The sequence below is a fragment of the Pseudomonas sp. Nvir genome (genome assembly GCF_963778085.1).
GTDB lineage: Bacteria > Pseudomonadota > Gammaproteobacteria > Pseudomonadales > Pseudomonadaceae > Aquipseudomonas > Aquipseudomonas juntendi.
Window position 1 is genome coordinate 3,781,066 of record NZ_OY970405.1, and the last position, 14,743, is coordinate 3,795,808.

Here is a 14,743-nt window from a genome sequence, read left to right on the forward strand (position 1 = left end):
TGAACTTCCCCAAGGTCACGGCTTCACACACTGTACATTCGCCACACACAGGCAGCAGACCATGCCCAGTGCCTGCCCCGCTAAAACTGCAGTCGTGCTGCTCGACACTCGGGAACATACACCCGAGCATGAGCGGGCCGTGCACCTGAAGCTCGCCGAGGGCCTGGCACGCTTGCTGGGCTGCCCCCATGTGCAGCCCACGCGGCTGCCTGTCGCCACCGACAACTACTATTGCATCCCGACCGAAACCCTGACCGACACCGAGCAGGCTGCCAGCCTGGGCGTTGTCAGTGAGTCCGATCTATTCGGCGGCGTGGTGCCCTGCCCCTACATGGCCACCAAAGCCATTTCCCACCCGCTGCCTGCGGGAGCCTCCGGCCCTGAGGGCTGGACCGATGGCTTCGCCCGCCAAGCCGGCGACGCCTTGCTGCGCGGTCTTACGGTGTTCAGCAAACCCGATGCCCGCCATGCTGCAGCCTTGCTGTTGCGCGCTGGTCCTGTGCGGGTCAAGCCAGTACGGGCCAGCGCAGGCCGCGGGCAACAGGTGATCACAGAACTGGATCAGCTGACCCCTTTGCTGAACGGTATGGACGACCAGCAGTTGGCGGTATGGGGACTGGTGCTGGAAGAAGACCTGAGCCAAGTGCAGACCTTCAGCGTTGGTCAGGTCAGGGTGGCCGGCCTCACCTGCAGCTACCATGGCACCCAGCAACTCACCCGTGACCATCAGGGCTGCGAGGTGTACGGGGGATCTGACCTGATCGTAGTCCGTGGCGACTATCAGGCCCTGTTGCAACGCCCCCTTGAAGACCACCTGCGGCTGGCCGTGAACCAGGCCATGGTCTACGAACAGGCTGCCGAACGGCATTTTCCGGGTTTTGTGGCGTCGCGGCGCAACTACGATATCGCCCGCGGCACCACTGCCTCCGGCCAGCCATGCAGCGGGGTACTCGAACAATCCTGGCGCCTGGGCGGTGCCAGCAGCGCCGAGCTGCTGGCCCTGCAGGCATTTGCCGACGACCCGGCACTGCAGCAGGTACGTGCTTCCACCCATGAAGTGTTCGGCAGCACCGACCTGCCCGCGGATGCCACCCTTTTCTACCAAGGAAACGACAGTGAACTCGGACAACTCAGCAAATTTGCGCGGATTCGCGAGCATGGCCATTCAGAGTGAAACCGTCGAACTGCAGGTCGAGAACGACCGCATCGCCGGGACCTTGGTCAGCCCTGGCAGCAAGATGCCAGGTATTCTCTTCGTCCACGGCTGGGGTGGCAGCCAGCAACGTGACCTGGCTCGCGCCCGACACATCACCGGCCTGGGCTGCGTATGCATGACCTTCGACCTGCGCGGCCATGAAAAAACCCAAAGCCAGCGCCTGACCGTTACCCGTGAGCAGAACCTGCAAGACCTGCTGGTGGCTTACGACCGCCTGATCAGCCACCCGGCGGTCGACAGCAACGCCATCGCCATCATCGGCAGCAGCTATGGCGGCTACCTGGCCACCTTGCTGACCCGCGAACGCCCGGTGAAATGGCTGGCCCTGCGGGTGCCGGCCATGTACTGGGATGAAGAATGGGACAGCCCCAAGCAAGCCCTTGATCGTCAGCGCTTGAACGCCTACCGCCAGCGCCCCCTGGGGCCGGCCGACAACCGCGCCCTGGCCGCCTGCGCCGAGTTCGTCGGTGATGTGCTGCTGGTGGAGTCCGAACAGGACGACTATGTCCCGCACAGCACCTTGATGAGCTACCGCTCGGCATTCGTCAGCGCCCACTCACTGACCCACCGCATGGTCGACGGCGCCGACCACGCATTATCCAGTGAAGAAAGCCAGAAAGCCTACAGCTCGATTCTGGCGGCATGGGTCAGCGAAATGGTCATTGGTGCCCGCCTGGACCGCTACCCACACTACGCACCGTGGTACGCCTGACCCTCCCCTACCTGGCAATGCAGGCCGCCATCGGCGCTGCGCACCAGGCTGCGCAAGGTCTGGTAGGCCGCAAAATTGACACCCCGTGCCTGGTGCCGGCGCAACAGCTCGAGGAAGGGTTCCTCGTTGAAATGCACGGCCGCCGCCGACCACGCCTGGCGTGACTGCCATTGCAGGTACTGCAGCACCCGGCTGCCATCGTCGCTTGCCTGAATGCTGACGCCTTGCAGGCCTTCGCAGCGCGCTGCCAACACTTCGCTGCGCACCACCAGCGCTTGAGCCAACGCCTGCTGGCACGGGCTTGGCACTTCATATTCGATCATCTGGGTGAACCACAGGGCTTGAGGGTTTGCCGACATCGACAGTCTCCTGGCTACGGGCGCATGCAGCGCGATGCCGAGCAGGGTAAAACCTCAAGTTAAGTCAAGGTCAAGCGGTTTGTGCACGCGCTACGCCGTTACCGCAAAGCGTCGCCGGTACTCACTCGGCGTCAGCCCGGTGATGCGCTGAAAGACTTTGCGAAACGCCCCCGGGTCCTCATAGCCAACCCCCCAGGCGATCTGCTCGACATTGCGCCGGGTGAACTCCAGCAACCGGCACGCGCGCCCTACGCGCACCTGCTGGCAGTATTCGGTGGGGCGCAACCCGGTGGCGGCTCGAAAACGCCGCAGGAACGTGCGCGCTTCCAACCCCGCGCAGGCCGCCATCGCAGCCAGGTCTGCATGCTGCCCGTCACTGCCCTGCAGCCAATGCTGCACTTTCAGGATGGCTTCGTCGCCATGGTCCAGGCGAGGGTTGAACAACGCCCCGGGCAATGCCGCGGTGACAGGTTCAACTGCCAGATAGCGGGCAGTTTCCCGCGCTACCGTCGCCCCCAGAAAACGTTCGAGCAGCCGCAGCCCCAGGTCGGTCCAGGCCATCAACCCCGCCGAGGTAACAATGTCGCCGTCGTCCAGTAGCGGCTGCTGGGTCTGCACGCGCACGTTGGGGAACCGCTGCGCCAGCGCCTGCACGTAGTTCCAGTGGGTACAGGCCGGGCGACCATCCAGCAAGCCACTGGCGGCGATGAAAAACACGCCGATACACACCGACGCCAGCACCGCGCCACGCCCGTGCAACAGGCACAGGGACGACCGATGCTGTTCCAGCAGGTCGCCATGCGGGGCCGATTCCAGGCTTGGCGGGATGATCAGGACACGCACGCCTGCCAGGTCGACAGCCGGGCTGCCAAGCGCCAGTTGCAAGTGACCTGCGACGTCGACCTGCCAGAAGCTGATGCGCACCCGCGGCAACGCGACAGCACCCAGTTCGGCAGCGACCCGATTGGCCACGGTGAAGAGGTCGCGCAGGCCATACAGGGCAGCCTGCTGTACCCCAGGGTAAAGCAGCAAGCCGATGTCCAGCCTGGCCGTGTTGTCAGTTTTCACCCGCATAGTGTCGTTCACGCCAATCCTCAGGTCGGGCCCCACAGCCTATAACTAACACCAACCCACGACTACTGCCACAGGAGGCAGCATGAACAAGCACGCGCTGATCATCATCGACATCCAGAACGACTACTTCCCAGGCGGCAAGTGGCCCCTCGATGGGGCTGAGGCAGCGGCCGAAAACGCGGCCCGCGTGCTGGCCGCGGCCCGCACGCGCGGCGACCTGGTGGTGCATGTGCGGCATGAGTTCACCAGCGCCGATGCGCCATTCTTTGCCCCGGGTTCGCCGGGCGCCGCCTTTTACAGCAAGGTCCAGCCGGCTGCAGGCGAGCCGGTGATACTCAAGCACAAGGTCAACGCCTTTCTCGAAACTGGCCTTGAACAAACGCTCCGAACGCATGGCATCGAAGCCGTGACCATCGTTGGCAGCATGAGCCACATGTGCATTGATGCCGCTACCCGGGCAGCCGCCGACCTGGGCTTTGAAGTGACCGTGGTGCACGATGCCTGCGCGACCCTGGCACTGACGTTCGACGGCAAGCAGGTGCCAGCGGCCCAGGTACAGGATGCGACCATGGCAGCGTTGGCCTTCGCCTACGCCAAAGTCGTGAAGACGAGCGAAATGGTGGCCGAAAAGGCTTGAGGTGCTCGGGGCGCTTTGCGCCCCATCCCGCCGGCAGATCACTTGCACACCACCACGTGGCGTCGAACCTGCAGGGCCTCAGATCACCACATTACGCACAAACCGCACCGGCACAGTGCCATCGTTCCGGTAGGCGTACTGGCAATTGCTGGGGAATACCTGGAACTGCCCCACCTGCAGGCGATGTTCCATCCCCTCGATGATCAGGGTAAGTTGCCCTGCGCATACATAGATCTGCTCACTCCAACCCTCGGCATCGGCCTCGCTGGCATAACGCTCGCCTGGCGCCAGCGTCCACTCCCACAGCTCGACCTCGCGCCGCGCCGCGCTAGTGCCCAGCAAAACCGCCCGGCTCTGCGGGTGCTCGCCCGCCCAGGCCAGCTCTTCGATACGCCCTGGATCACGCAGGTCCGGCGCCTGAATCAACGTACTGAAGGCCACCCCCAACGCCTCGGCGATCAAATCCAGGGTGGTCAGGCTGACGTTCTTTTCCCCCGCCTCGATGGCCACCAGCATGCGCCGGCTGACCCCCGAGCGTTCAGCCAGCACCGCCTGGCTAATACCAGCGGCGTTGCGCAGGCTGCGAACATTGAGGCTGACGTGTTGCAGCACCGAAGCACGGTGCGCGGATTCTTTGTGCACTATATTGCTCACCGTTGTGTATTGCGCAGTATACTGCCCACTTTGCGGCGATTGTGCGCCGCCTGACGCCGAGTGTGCAAGACCATGATCCAGCCCAGCAGCAAGCCAACCCCCACCGTTACCTTTCGCCTGAGCAAGGCAGAAGTCGTGCTGGTGTTCATTACCATGTTGTGGGGCGGCACCTTTTTGCTCGTCCATAACGTGATGAGTGTCAGCGGCCCGATGTTCTTCGTCGGCCTGCGCTTTGCGGCAGCGGCGTTGTTCGTGGGCGTGGTGTCAGCGCGGGCGCTGCCTGGGCTGACCTTCACCGAACTCAAGGCCGGCATGCTGATCGGTGTCACGATCATGCTCGGCTATGGTTTGCAGACCATGGGCCTGCAAACCATCAGCAGCAGCCAGTCGGCGTTCATCACTGCGCTGTATGTGCCGTTCGTGCCCCTGTTGCAGTGGCTGGTACTCGGCCGCCGGCCAGGCCTGATGCCCAGCATCGGCATTTGCCTGGCGTTCGCCGGCCTGATGCTGCTGGCCGGCCCGGAAGGCGGCAGCCTGCATTTCAGTGAAGGCGAAATGGTGACCCTGGTCAGCGCTGTGGCGATCGCTGGCGAGATCATCCTGATCAGCCGCTACGCCGGCCAGGTCGATGTGCGTCGGGTCACCGTTGTCCAGTTGGCGACCGCGTCGGTGCTGGCGTTTTTGATGATCGTCCCGACCCAGGAGCGCATCCCCGACTTTTCCTGGCTGCTGCTGGTAAGCGCCGTAGGCCTGGGCGCGATGAGTGCGGTAATCCAGGTGGCGATGAACTGGGCGCAGAAGTCGGTCTCGCCCACCCGGGCAACGCTTATTTATGCTGGTGAGCCGGTGTGGGCTGGTATCGTCGGGCGTATCGCCGGCGAACGGCTCCCCGGCGTGGCGCTGCTAGGCGGCCTGCTGATCGTGATCGCGGTGGTAGTCAGCGAACTCAAGGTCAGGCGGCGCAGCGAATGCGCCACAGCGGACGGCGAACAGGTACCGGGTGAGCGGCAGGCAGGCCTATGAAGCAGCCAACTGCAGCTATGCTTTGTAAAAAACTGTTATAAAAAAATCACTTGTCACAGTCTATTTGTAGGATTCTGCGACAGCTTGCGTGTTGGTGATCACCCCCCCGGCACGTATGATCCTTGCAAACTTCTCCAGAATAGGCCGCTATGTCTTTGATAGTGCTATTGCTTCTGCCGTTCGTGGGCAGTTGCCTGGCAGCCGTGCTGCCGCACAACGCACGAAACGCCGAGTCCATCCTTGCCGGGCTCGTAGCCCTGGTCGGTACCGTCCAGGTAGCACTGCTTTACCCTCAGGTCGCCCACGGGGGCGTGATTCGCGAAGAGTTCCTGTGGCTGCCCAGCCTGGGCCTGAACCTGGTGCTGCGCATGGACGGCTTCGCCTGGCTGTTCTCGCTGCTGGTGCTGGGCATCGGCACGCTGGTGTCGCTATACGCGCGCTACTACATGTCACCCCAAGACCCGGTGCCGCGCTTCTTCGCCTTTTTCCTGGCGTTCATGGGCGCCATGCTGGGCCTGGTGATCTCCGGCAACCTGATCCAGCTGGTGTTCTTCTGGGAGCTCACCAGCCTGTTCTCTTTCCTGCTTATCGGCTACTGGCACCACCGTGCAGACGCCCGCCGCGGCGCCTACATGGCACTGATGGTAACGGGCGCAGGCGGCCTGTGCCTGCTGGTGGGGGCGCTGCTGCTCGGCCATGTGGTCGGCAGCTACGACCTGGACAAGGTCCTGGCTGCCGGCGACACCATCCGCCAGCACGCGCTGTACCCGGTGCTGCTGCCCCTCATCCTGATCGGCGCCCTGAGCAAGAGCGCCCAGTTCCCCTTCCAATTCTGGCTGCCCCACGCCATGGCTGCGCCAACGCCGGTATCGGCCTACCTGCACTCCGCAACCATGGTCAAGGCCGGGGTATTCCTGCTGGCCCGCCTGTGGCCAGTGCTCTCCGGCAGCGAGGAGTGGTTCTGGATCGTCGGCGGCGCCGGCGCCATCACGCTGTTGCTCGGCGCCTTCGCCGCGATGTTCCAGAATGACCTGAAGGGCCTTCTGGCCTACTCGACCATCAGCCATCTCGGCCTGATTACCCTGCTGCTCGGCCTGAACAGCCCGCTGGCCGCTGTCGCCGCGGTGTTCCACATCCTCAACCATGCCACCTTCAAAGCCTCGCTGTTCATGGCCGCCGGCATCATCGACCACGAAAGCGGCACCCGCGACATCCGCCGCCTCAGTGGCCTGATCCGCCTGGTGCCGTACACCGCCACCCTGGCCATGGTGGCCAGTGCCTCGATGGCTGGCGTGCCCTTGATGAACGGTTTCCTGTCGAAGGAAATGTTCTTCGCTGAAACGGTGTTCATCAGCTCCACCGCCTGGGTCGAAGCCGCCCTGCCGGTAGTCGCCACCCTCGCCGGCACGTTCAGCGTGGCGTATGCGCTGCGCTTTACCGTCGATGTGTTCTTCGGCCCTACGGCCCAGGACCTGCCGCACACCCCGCATGAACCGCCGCGCTGGATGCGTGCACCGGTGGAGCTGCTGGTACTCACCTGCCTGGTCGTGGGCATTTTCCCCGCGCAGTCGGTCGGGCCGCTGCTGGCTGCCGCGGCATTGCCGGTGGTCGGCGGCACCCTGCCGGAATACAGCCTGGCGATCTGGCATGGCTGGAATGCGCCGCTGATCATGAGCCTGCTCGCCATGAGCGGCGGTATCGTCTTGTACCTCATGTTGCGCAAGCAACTGCGCCGGGGGCGCTTCCCTTCCCCGCCGGTGATCGAGCGGTTCAACGGCAAGCGCCTGTTCGAATACGGCCAGGTGCAGTTGATGTTGCTTGCCCGGCGCATCGAGCGCCTGCTCACCAGCCGGCGTTTGCAGTCGCAGCTGTTCATGCTGGTGGTCGCCGCATTCCTGGCCGGCCTCACGCCCATGCTCTACAGCGGCCTGAGCTGGGGGGAGCGGCCGAAAATTCCCGGGTCCGGGGTATTCGTGGCGCTGTGGCTGATCGCAATCGCCTGCGCCATCGGCGCTGCCTACCAGGCCAAGTACCATCGCCTGGCAGCCCTGACCATGGTCAGCGTCTGCGGCCTGATGACCTGCATCACCTTCGTCTGGTTCTCCGCACCCGACCTGGCCCTGACCCAGCTGGTGGTGGAAGTGGTCACCACCGTGCTTATCCTGCTCGGCTTGCGCTGGTTGCCTCGGCGTATCGAAGGCGTCTCGCCATCGCCCGGCAGCCTGGAGCGTGCGCGCATACGCCGCTTGCGCGACCTGCTGCTGGCGGTACTGGTTGGTGGCGGCATGGCCTTGTTGTCGTATGCCATGCTGACGCGGCCGACACCCAATGACATTTCCTCGTTCTACCTCAGCCGGGCACTGCCGCAGGGCGGTGGCACCAATGTGGTCAACGTCATGCTGGTCGACTTCCGCGGTTTCGACACCCTCGGTGAAATCACCGTGCTGGTGGCCGTGGCGCTGACCGTGTTCGCCCTGCTGCGGCGCTTCCGCCCACCCAAGGAGAGCATGCAGTTGCCGGCCCAGCAGCGCCAACTGGCGCCTGACGTGGTCACCGACCTGATCAACCCGCGGCATGCCACCGATACCGCACTGGGCTTCATGATGGTGCCAGCGGTGCTGGTGCGCCTGCTGCTGCCCATTGCCCTGCTGGTCTCGATGTACCTGTTCATGCGCGGGCACAACCAGCCAGGGGGCGGTTTTGTCGCTGGCTTGGTAATGTCGGTGGCGTTCATCCTCCAGTACATGGTGGCCGGCACCCAATGGGTCGAGGCGCAGATGAGCCTGCGGCCGCTGCGCTGGATGGGCACCGGCCTGCTTTGCGCAACCCTCACCGGGGGCGGCGCCATGCTGCTCGGCTACCCGTTCCTGACCACCCATACCGCCCACCTGCACTTGCCCTTGCTGGGCGACGTGCACGTGGCCAGTGCACTGTTCTTCGATGTCGGCGTGTACACCGTGGTGGTCGGTTCGACCCTGTTGATCCTCACTGCGCTGGCGCACCAGTCGGTGCGTGCCTACCGCCCGGGTAACCCGGCGAAAACCAACCAAGCAGGAGCCGCCTGATGGAAGAAGTCATTGCAGTCGCCATCGGAGTGCTGGCCGCCTCGGGCGTATGGCTGATCCTGCGCCCGCGTACCTACCAGGTCATCATGGGCCTGTGCCTGCTGTCGTACGGCGTCAACCTGTTCATCTTCAGCATGGGCAGCCTGTTCATTGGCAAAGAGCCAATTATCAAGGACGGCGTGACCCAGGACTTGCTGCATTACACCGACCCGCTGCCGCAAGCCCTGGTGTTGACCGCCATCGTGATCAGCTTTGCCATGACCGCGCTGTTCCTGGTGGTGCTGCTGGCCTCGCGGGGCCTGACCGGGACCGACCACGTCGATGGCCGGGAGCGTGACGAATGAGCGACATGAGTCAACTGATCGTCGCGCCCATCCTGCTACCGTTGGTCACGGCGGCCATGATGCTGCTGCTGGGCGAAAAACACCGCCGCATCAAAGCCCGCCTGAACCTGCTGTCGACCTTCACCGGCCTGGCCATCGCCGTCAGCCTGCTGCTGTGGGTACGCACCCAGGGCCAGGCGGAATCGATCGGCGTGTACCTGCCGGGTAACTGGCCAGCGCCATTCGGTATCGTGCTGGTGCTCGACCACTTGTCTGCGCTGCTGCTGACCCTGACCGGGGTCATCGGCTTCAGTGCCCTGTTGTTTGCCCGCGCCCGCTGGGACAGTGCCGGGGCCAGCTTTCACGCACTGTTCCAGATCCAGCTGATGGGCCTGTACGGCGCGTTCCTCACAGCCGACCTGTTCAACCTGTTCGTGTTCTTCGAAGTGCTGCTGGCCGCTTCCTACGGCCTGCTGCTGCATGGGTCGGGGCGCGCGCGCGTGCGTGCCGGCCTGCACTACATCGCCATCAACCTGTTTGCCTCGTCGCTCTTCCTGATTGGCGCGGCGATGCTGTACGGCGTGACCGGCACCCTGAACATGGCTGACCTGGCCCTGAAGATCCCCCTGGTGCCAGAAGCTGACCGTGGCCTGCTGCACGCCGGTGCAGCCATCCTGGCCATGGCCTTCCTGGTCAAGGCCGGCATCTGGCCGCTCAACTTCTGGTTGGTACCGGCCTATGCATCGGCCAGTGCGCCGGTGGCTGCGCTGTTCGCCATCATGACCAAGGTCGGCCTGTACGCCGTGTTGCGCCTGTGGACGCTGCTGTTCTCCGGCCAGGCCGGCGCTTCGGCCCATTTCGGCGGCCAATGGCTGGTGTACGGTGGCCTGGTGACCCTGGCGGTGGCCGCAGTGTGCATTCTCGCAGCACAGCGCCTGGAACGCATGGCAGCGCTGAGCATCCTGGTTTCGGCCGGCACCCTGCTCGGCGCGGTCGGCTTTGCCCAGCCCGCGCTGACCGGTGCGGCGCTGTTCTATCTGGTCAACTCGACCCTGGCACTGTGCGCCCTGTTCCTGCTCGCCGAGCTGGTCGAACGCTCGCGCTCGGCCAACGAAGCGCCGCTGGACGAAGAAGAAGATGTGATGCCGCCCCCGCTGGAGTCGCTGCACCCCCCCAAAGGTATCAACCTCGATGACGAGCAGAAGGCGGTGATCGGCCAGATCATCCCTTGGACCATGGCTTTCCTGGGCCTGAGTTTCATCGCCTGCGCCTTGCTGATCATCGGCATGCCGCCCCTCTCGGGCTTCGTCGGCAAGCTCAACCTGATCAGCGCCTTGTTCAACCCAAACGGCCTGGGCGGCCCCGTCGAGCAGCCCCTGAGTGCCGCCGGCTGGGGGCTGGTAGCGTTGCTGATACTCTCGGGCATGGCCTCGCTGATCGCCTTCGGCCGGGTTGGCATCCAACGCTTCTGGAAGCCCGAAGAGCGCCCGTCACCGGTACTGCGCCGGTTCGAATGCCTGCCGATCGTCATTCTGCTCGGCCTGTGCATCTTCCTCAGCCTCAAGGCCGAGCCATTGCTGCGCTACACCCAGGACACGGCCGCCAGCCTGCAGGCGCCAGATGCCTATATCGATGCCGTAATGGCCGCCCGGCCGATCCCTGGCCCGACTTCGCCCAGCGCCGAGGTGCTGCCATGAGCCGCATGTTCCCCGCCCCGCTCCTCTCGGTCTCGCTGTTCGGCCTGTGGCTGCTGCTCAACCTCTCGGTCAGCCCCGGTAACCTGCTGCTGGGCGCCGCCCTTGGCGTGCTGGCGCCACTGCTGATGGCCCCCTTGCGGCCGCAGCACGCACACGTCAAGCGGCCGCTGGTCGTCGCCCGGCTTATCGGCCGGGTCGGCGTCGATGTCATCATGTCCAACCTGCTGGTTGCCCGCGGCGTGCTGCGGGCCGGCAAGCAGCCGCCACGTTCGGCGTTCGTGCATATACCGCTGGCCCTGCGCGACCCGCACGGCCTGGCGGCACTGGCGATGATTACCACGGTGGTGCCTGGCACAGTCTGGTCGGAACTGGCTCTGGACCGCAGCGTATTGCTGCTGCATGTGTTCGACCTGGACGATGAAGCGGCCTTCGTCCAGCACTTCAAGGACACGTATGAACGCCCACTGATGGAGATTTTCCAATGACAGGCCTGCTCGCCAACGCTGTCCTCGCCAGCCTGTTCATTTTCGCCCTGGCCATGGCCCTGGCGCTGTTCAGGCTGTTCCGTGGCCCGTCTGCCCAGGACCGGGTCCTGGCGCTGGACTACCTGTATATCCTGGCCATGCTGACCATGCTGGTGCTGGGTATCCGTTATGCCAGTGACACCTACTTCGAAGGTGCCCTGTTGATTGCGCTGTTCGGCTTCGTCGGCTCGTTTGCCCTGGCCAAGTTCCTGCTGCGCGGTGAGGTGATCGAATGACTGAAACCTTGGTACTGCCATTCTGGCTGGAACTGATCACGGCGGTGCTGCTGATCACCGGCAGCCTGTTCGCCCTGGTAGGTGCAGTGGGCCTGGTGCGCCTGAAAGACTACTTCCAGCGCATGCACCCACCGGCACTGGCCTCGACCATCGGCGCCTGGTGCGTGGCACTGGCCTCGATCATCTATTTTTCGTGGTTGAAGGACGCGGCGGTGCTGCACGCCTGGCTGATCCCCATTCTGCTGTCGATCACTGTGCCGGTGACCACGTTGCTGCTCGCACGGGCAGCGCTGTTCCGCAAGCGGGTGGCGAAAGAGCCAGTGCCTGAAGAGGTCAGCAGCGGCTGCGACAGTGGCAACTAAAGGTCTGCCGCCTCACACCTGGCTCAGGCGCTGCAACTCGCGGCGCACCATGGCGGCGTAAGGTGGCGGGCCGAGCCTGTACAGCTCTGCCGCCACCCAGTTCAACCAGGCTCCTTGCAATGCATCGCGCCGGGCCAGCATACGCTGCGCCTCGGCTACGGCAGCCGCATGATGCTGCCGATGAAACTCCGCCCGGCTGGCGGGCGCATCATCAGTTACAGTCATTCACTGGCCTTGAAGGTGGTCAGCTCGCCCTTGCGCCATTTGGCAACTTTGCCGGTTACCGCCTTCAGCAACTTGCCCAGGCCTTCCTGTATCTGCTGCTGCGCGGCGAATACCAACATGACCCCTTGGCCTTCGCGAAACACGATGCCCTCGCCTTCCGGCACGGAAACGAAGGCGTAATCACCCACGCCATAGACATTCAACTTGATTTCCCGAAAGCGCATTTCCAACTTGCCGCCTTCGCGGCTGGGCAATACGGCAGCGCGGAAATGGTCGCCAACTTTCAGTTCCAGGCGTTGTTTATCGTCTACCACCAACGCACTTTCTGTGTCGATTTCGGCCATGTACAGGCCTTCGGGATTCTGTTCGGTTACATAAATGAAGCGGCCCTGGAACAGTTGGGCCAATTTACCGCGCAAGTCGCCGAGGGCGAACAACGCATGGGTATCAAGTGTGCTGACTGCCAATGAAGTAATCCTCAACCGGTTACAACCCGCCCTCACCCAAGCTCGGGGAGGCACGGCCCTGTCTTATCGATAGGCGAAAAGAGTAATAAAGCGATATACGAAATGTCTGTGCCCGCCGACGATGCAGCGCGCAGGAAACTTTACTCTGGTTTGCCAGATTCGCCTTCAACCGAAGGCGTTTGGCCCATTCCCGGCACGGGAAACGTGATGCCTGAGATCACTCGCCAGAAAACACGGCCAGGGCGTGAGCCTGCAAGAAGGCAAACCCTGGTGCGCATTACTGTAGGACAAATATGCCCGAAAACACTGAAACCCGTCGAGAGGCAAACAACATTTTCAGGCGGCGAGCCCTTTCTTCAGTTGTTGCTGCCAGGCAGCCTGACACTCCAACGCTTCCTCGCGCGTGGCAAAAGCGGTACCGCGCCGCTCACCGTTGACCAGCACCACCCAGCAGACACGCCTGCCCAGTGCCTGCATTGTGGCGGGCACACTTGAACCGATCATCACGGCCACATCGACTCGGCTATGCATCATTCCCTCCGGAATTTAAGTAGCACCCTAACGATATAGCCATGATACGCCTGCCCCCAAGGATGAAACAGCGCCGCCCGGTACAGCTGTGTTACGCCTGCAGCAACAAAAACGGGGCGACAACAAACGCAAAAAGCCCCAGGGATCGCTCCGTGGGGCTCGGCACTGCGCGAGGGGTTACACCTGGCGCTGGTGGCGGTCGAGCTGCTCGTGGCGCTCTTGGGCTTCGATGCAGTATTTGGTGGTCGGGCTGATCAGCAGACGCTTCAGGCCGATGGGCTCACCGCTGTCGTCGCACCAGCCGAAGCTTTCGTCGGCAATACGGTCCAGGGCCATTTCCAGCTGAGGCAGCAGGCGCTGGTCGCGGTCGATGGCATTCACCAGCCAGCTGCGCTCTTCTTCGACCGAAGCCACGTCGGCTGGGTCCGACGGCGTGTCCAGGCCTTCGATGGTGGTGCGGCTGAGCTCGATGCGTTCATGGGTTTCGACTTTCATCGCCTGCAGCAGCTCAGTGAAGAAGGCGAGCTGGTCGGCGTTCATGTAGTCATCGGCCGACATGGCCAGCAACTGTTCCTTGGTCATCGATTTCTCTATGAAAAAATGTGCATTTGGGCGATTCAGGTGCCGCCGACGCCTCGGCATCGGCAACGGAATTCTTCAAGCGCCAATCGGCACTCTTTTACAGGGGGCGGCAGTCTAAGGCGCCACGTCGCGTGGAGCAACTGCAAAAGGCTGCGAATTTGCTTTCCGGCACCAGAATCCGCTGGTCGGTGTCGGGCTGGCAGCTGGGGCCAGCGCCCAGATGGGTTGCGCGCCGAGCGGGTCGGAGCCGCCCAGGCGCGAACAGTGGTCACCCACTTCAATCAACGGTCGTTGAACTGTGCCTCACGCTTGGCAATGAAAGCGGCCATGCCTTCTTTCTGGTCCTCGGTGGCGAAAGCCGCGTGGAATACACGGCGTTCAAACCGCACACCCTCGCTGAGGGTAACTTCAAACGCCCGGTTGACGCTTTCCTTCACCATCATGCTCACCGGAATCGACTTGCTGGCGATGGTCGCCGCAACTTTCAGTGCCTCCTCCACCAGGTCGGCCTGCGGCACGATCCGCGCCACCAGCCCGGCCCGCTCCGCCTCTTCAGCGCCCATCAGGCGACCGGTCAAGCACAGCTCCATCGCCTTGGCCTTGCCCACCGCCCGTGTCAGGCGCTGCGTGCCGCCCATGCCCGGCAGTACGCCAAGGTTGATTTCCGGTTGGCCGAATTTGGCATTGTCGGCGGCGAGGATGAAATCGCACATCATCGCCAGCTCACAGCCGCCGCCCAAGGCAAAGCCGGACACCGCAGCAATGATCGGTTTGCGGCGGTTGGCGATGCGGTCGGCATCGCTGAACAGGTCATCGACGTAGATCTGCGGGTATTGCAGCTCGGCCATTTCCTTGATGTCGGCACCCGCGGCAAACGCCTTCGCCGAGCCGGTCAGCACCACGCAGCCGATATTGGCATCGCGCTCCAGCTGATCGAGGGCCTGGTTGATTTCGCCGACGATCTGCGCGTTCAGCGCGTTCAGCGCCTGCGGCCGGTTGAGGGTGATCAGGCCGACCTTGCCGTGGATATCCAACAGGATGGTTTCGAATGCCATG

18 protein-coding genes are annotated in these 14,743 nt (G+C 63.5%); 10 read left to right on the forward strand and 8 right to left on the reverse strand.

All coding sequences use genetic code 11. The features are described from left to right. The first annotated feature begins 61 nt into the window (after nucleotides 1-61). Nucleotides 62-1,174, forward strand: coding sequence for a DUF3182 family protein (locus AACG97_RS18360; RefSeq protein WP_197885178.1), 1,113 nt, complete (start codon nucleotides 62-64; stop codon nucleotides 1,172-1,174). After that, nucleotides 1,158-1,928, forward strand: a complete 771-nt coding sequence (locus AACG97_RS18365) for an alpha/beta hydrolase family protein (protein ID WP_115294391.1) — start codon at nucleotides 1,158-1,160, stop codon at nucleotides 1,926-1,928. The genes AACG97_RS18360 and AACG97_RS18365 overlap by 17 nt, the downstream gene beginning before the upstream one ends. Here the strand turns inward: AACG97_RS18365 and AACG97_RS18370 are convergent. Continuing rightward, the gene (locus AACG97_RS18370; protein ID WP_115294392.1) at nucleotides 1,907-2,287 is read right to left on the reverse strand and encodes an antibiotic biosynthesis monooxygenase; all 381 of its coding nucleotides are present in this window, start codon (nucleotides 2,285-2,287) and stop codon (nucleotides 1,907-1,909) included. The genes AACG97_RS18365 and AACG97_RS18370 overlap by 22 nt on opposite strands. Before the next feature lie 90 nt (nucleotides 2,288-2,377). Next, nucleotides 2,378-3,361: a GlxA family transcriptional regulator gene (locus tag AACG97_RS18375; RefSeq protein ID WP_115294393.1), complete on the reverse strand. Its 984-nt coding sequence runs from the start codon at nucleotides 3,359-3,361 to the stop codon at nucleotides 2,378-2,380. Between the two features lie 82 nt (nucleotides 3,362-3,443). Here AACG97_RS18375 and AACG97_RS18380 point away from each other — a divergent pair, with 82 nt between their 5' ends. Further along, nucleotides 3,444-3,998: a cysteine hydrolase family protein gene (locus AACG97_RS18380; RefSeq protein WP_115294394.1), complete on the forward strand. Its 555-nt coding sequence runs from the start codon at nucleotides 3,444-3,446 to the stop codon at nucleotides 3,996-3,998. A gap of 78 nt (nucleotides 3,999-4,076) precedes the next feature. Here the strand turns inward: AACG97_RS18380 and AACG97_RS18385 are convergent, their stop codons facing one another. After that, nucleotides 4,077-4,640 (reverse strand): helix-turn-helix domain-containing protein, encoded by a 564-nt coding sequence (locus tag AACG97_RS18385; protein WP_029885258.1) that lies wholly within the window; start codon nucleotides 4,638-4,640, stop codon nucleotides 4,077-4,079. Nucleotides 4,641-4,724: 84 nt separating this feature from the next. On the opposite strand from AACG97_RS18385, the gene AACG97_RS18390 reads away from it, so the two are divergent. The 7 genes from AACG97_RS18390 (at nucleotide 4,725) to AACG97_RS18420 (ending at nucleotide 11,882) form a co-directional block, all read left to right on the forward strand. Next, nucleotides 4,725-5,675: a DMT family transporter gene (locus tag AACG97_RS18390; RefSeq protein ID WP_054911756.1), complete on the forward strand. Its 951-nt coding sequence runs from the start codon at nucleotides 4,725-4,727 to the stop codon at nucleotides 5,673-5,675. Between the two features lie 149 nt (nucleotides 5,676-5,824). Continuing rightward, a complete protein-coding gene (locus AACG97_RS18395; protein ID WP_029885260.1) occupies nucleotides 5,825-8,740 on the forward strand; it encodes a monovalent cation/H+ antiporter subunit A in 2,916 nt (971 codons plus the stop codon). Continuing rightward, the gene (locus tag AACG97_RS18400; RefSeq protein ID WP_003250128.1) at nucleotides 8,740-9,084 is read left to right on the forward strand and encodes a Na+/H+ antiporter subunit C; all 345 of its coding nucleotides are present in this window, start codon (nucleotides 8,740-8,742) and stop codon (nucleotides 9,082-9,084) included. The genes AACG97_RS18395 and AACG97_RS18400 overlap by 1 nt, the downstream gene beginning before the upstream one ends. Continuing rightward, the gene (locus AACG97_RS18405; protein ID WP_115294397.1) at nucleotides 9,081-10,760 is read left to right on the forward strand and encodes a monovalent cation/H+ antiporter subunit D; all 1,680 of its coding nucleotides are present in this window, start codon (nucleotides 9,081-9,083) and stop codon (nucleotides 10,758-10,760) included. Before AACG97_RS18400 ends, AACG97_RS18405 begins: the two co-directional genes overlap by 4 nt. Continuing rightward, a complete protein-coding gene (locus AACG97_RS18410) occupies nucleotides 10,757-11,245 on the forward strand; it encodes a Na+/H+ antiporter subunit E (protein ID WP_009684169.1) in 489 nt (162 codons plus the stop codon). The genes AACG97_RS18405 and AACG97_RS18410 overlap by 4 nt, the downstream gene beginning before the upstream one ends. Continuing rightward, on the forward strand, nucleotides 11,242-11,520 hold the full coding sequence (locus AACG97_RS18415) for a K+/H+ antiporter subunit F (RefSeq protein WP_009684170.1): 279 nt from the start codon (nucleotides 11,242-11,244) through the stop codon (nucleotides 11,518-11,520). The genes AACG97_RS18410 and AACG97_RS18415 overlap by 4 nt, the downstream gene beginning before the upstream one ends. Beyond that, on the forward strand, nucleotides 11,517-11,882 hold the full coding sequence (locus AACG97_RS18420; protein WP_009684171.1) for a Na+/H+ antiporter subunit G: 366 nt from the start codon (nucleotides 11,517-11,519) through the stop codon (nucleotides 11,880-11,882). Before AACG97_RS18415 ends, AACG97_RS18420 begins: the two co-directional genes overlap by 4 nt. A 12-nt stretch (nucleotides 11,883-11,894) precedes the next feature. Here the strand turns inward: AACG97_RS18420 and AACG97_RS18425 are convergent, their stop codons facing one another. The 5 genes from AACG97_RS18425 to AACG97_RS18445 form a co-directional block, all read right to left on the reverse strand. Further along, entirely contained in the window at nucleotides 11,895-12,107 is a 213-nt protein-coding gene (locus AACG97_RS18425; protein ID WP_115294398.1) for a hypothetical protein, read from the reverse strand. Beyond that, nucleotides 12,104-12,574 carry a hypothetical protein gene (locus AACG97_RS18430; protein WP_033744322.1) on the reverse strand — a complete coding sequence of 157 codons (471 nt, stop codon included), beginning with the start codon at nucleotides 12,572-12,574 and terminating at the stop codon, nucleotides 12,104-12,106. Before AACG97_RS18430 ends, AACG97_RS18425 begins: the two co-directional genes overlap by 4 nt. A gap of 336 nt (nucleotides 12,575-12,910) precedes the next feature. Further along, nucleotides 12,911-13,105, reverse strand: coding sequence for a hypothetical protein (locus AACG97_RS18435; protein WP_054904896.1), 195 nt, complete (start codon nucleotides 13,103-13,105; stop codon nucleotides 12,911-12,913). Between the two features lie 177 nt (nucleotides 13,106-13,282). After that, nucleotides 13,283-13,687, reverse strand: coding sequence for a TraR/DksA family transcriptional regulator (locus AACG97_RS18440; RefSeq protein WP_003250099.1), 405 nt, complete (start codon nucleotides 13,685-13,687; stop codon nucleotides 13,283-13,285). Nucleotides 13,688-13,968: 281 nt separating this feature from the next. After that, nucleotides 13,969-14,742: an enoyl-CoA hydratase gene (locus AACG97_RS18445; RefSeq protein WP_009684175.1), complete on the reverse strand. Its 774-nt coding sequence runs from the start codon at nucleotides 14,740-14,742 to the stop codon at nucleotides 13,969-13,971. Nucleotide 14,743: the final 1 nt, after the last annotated feature.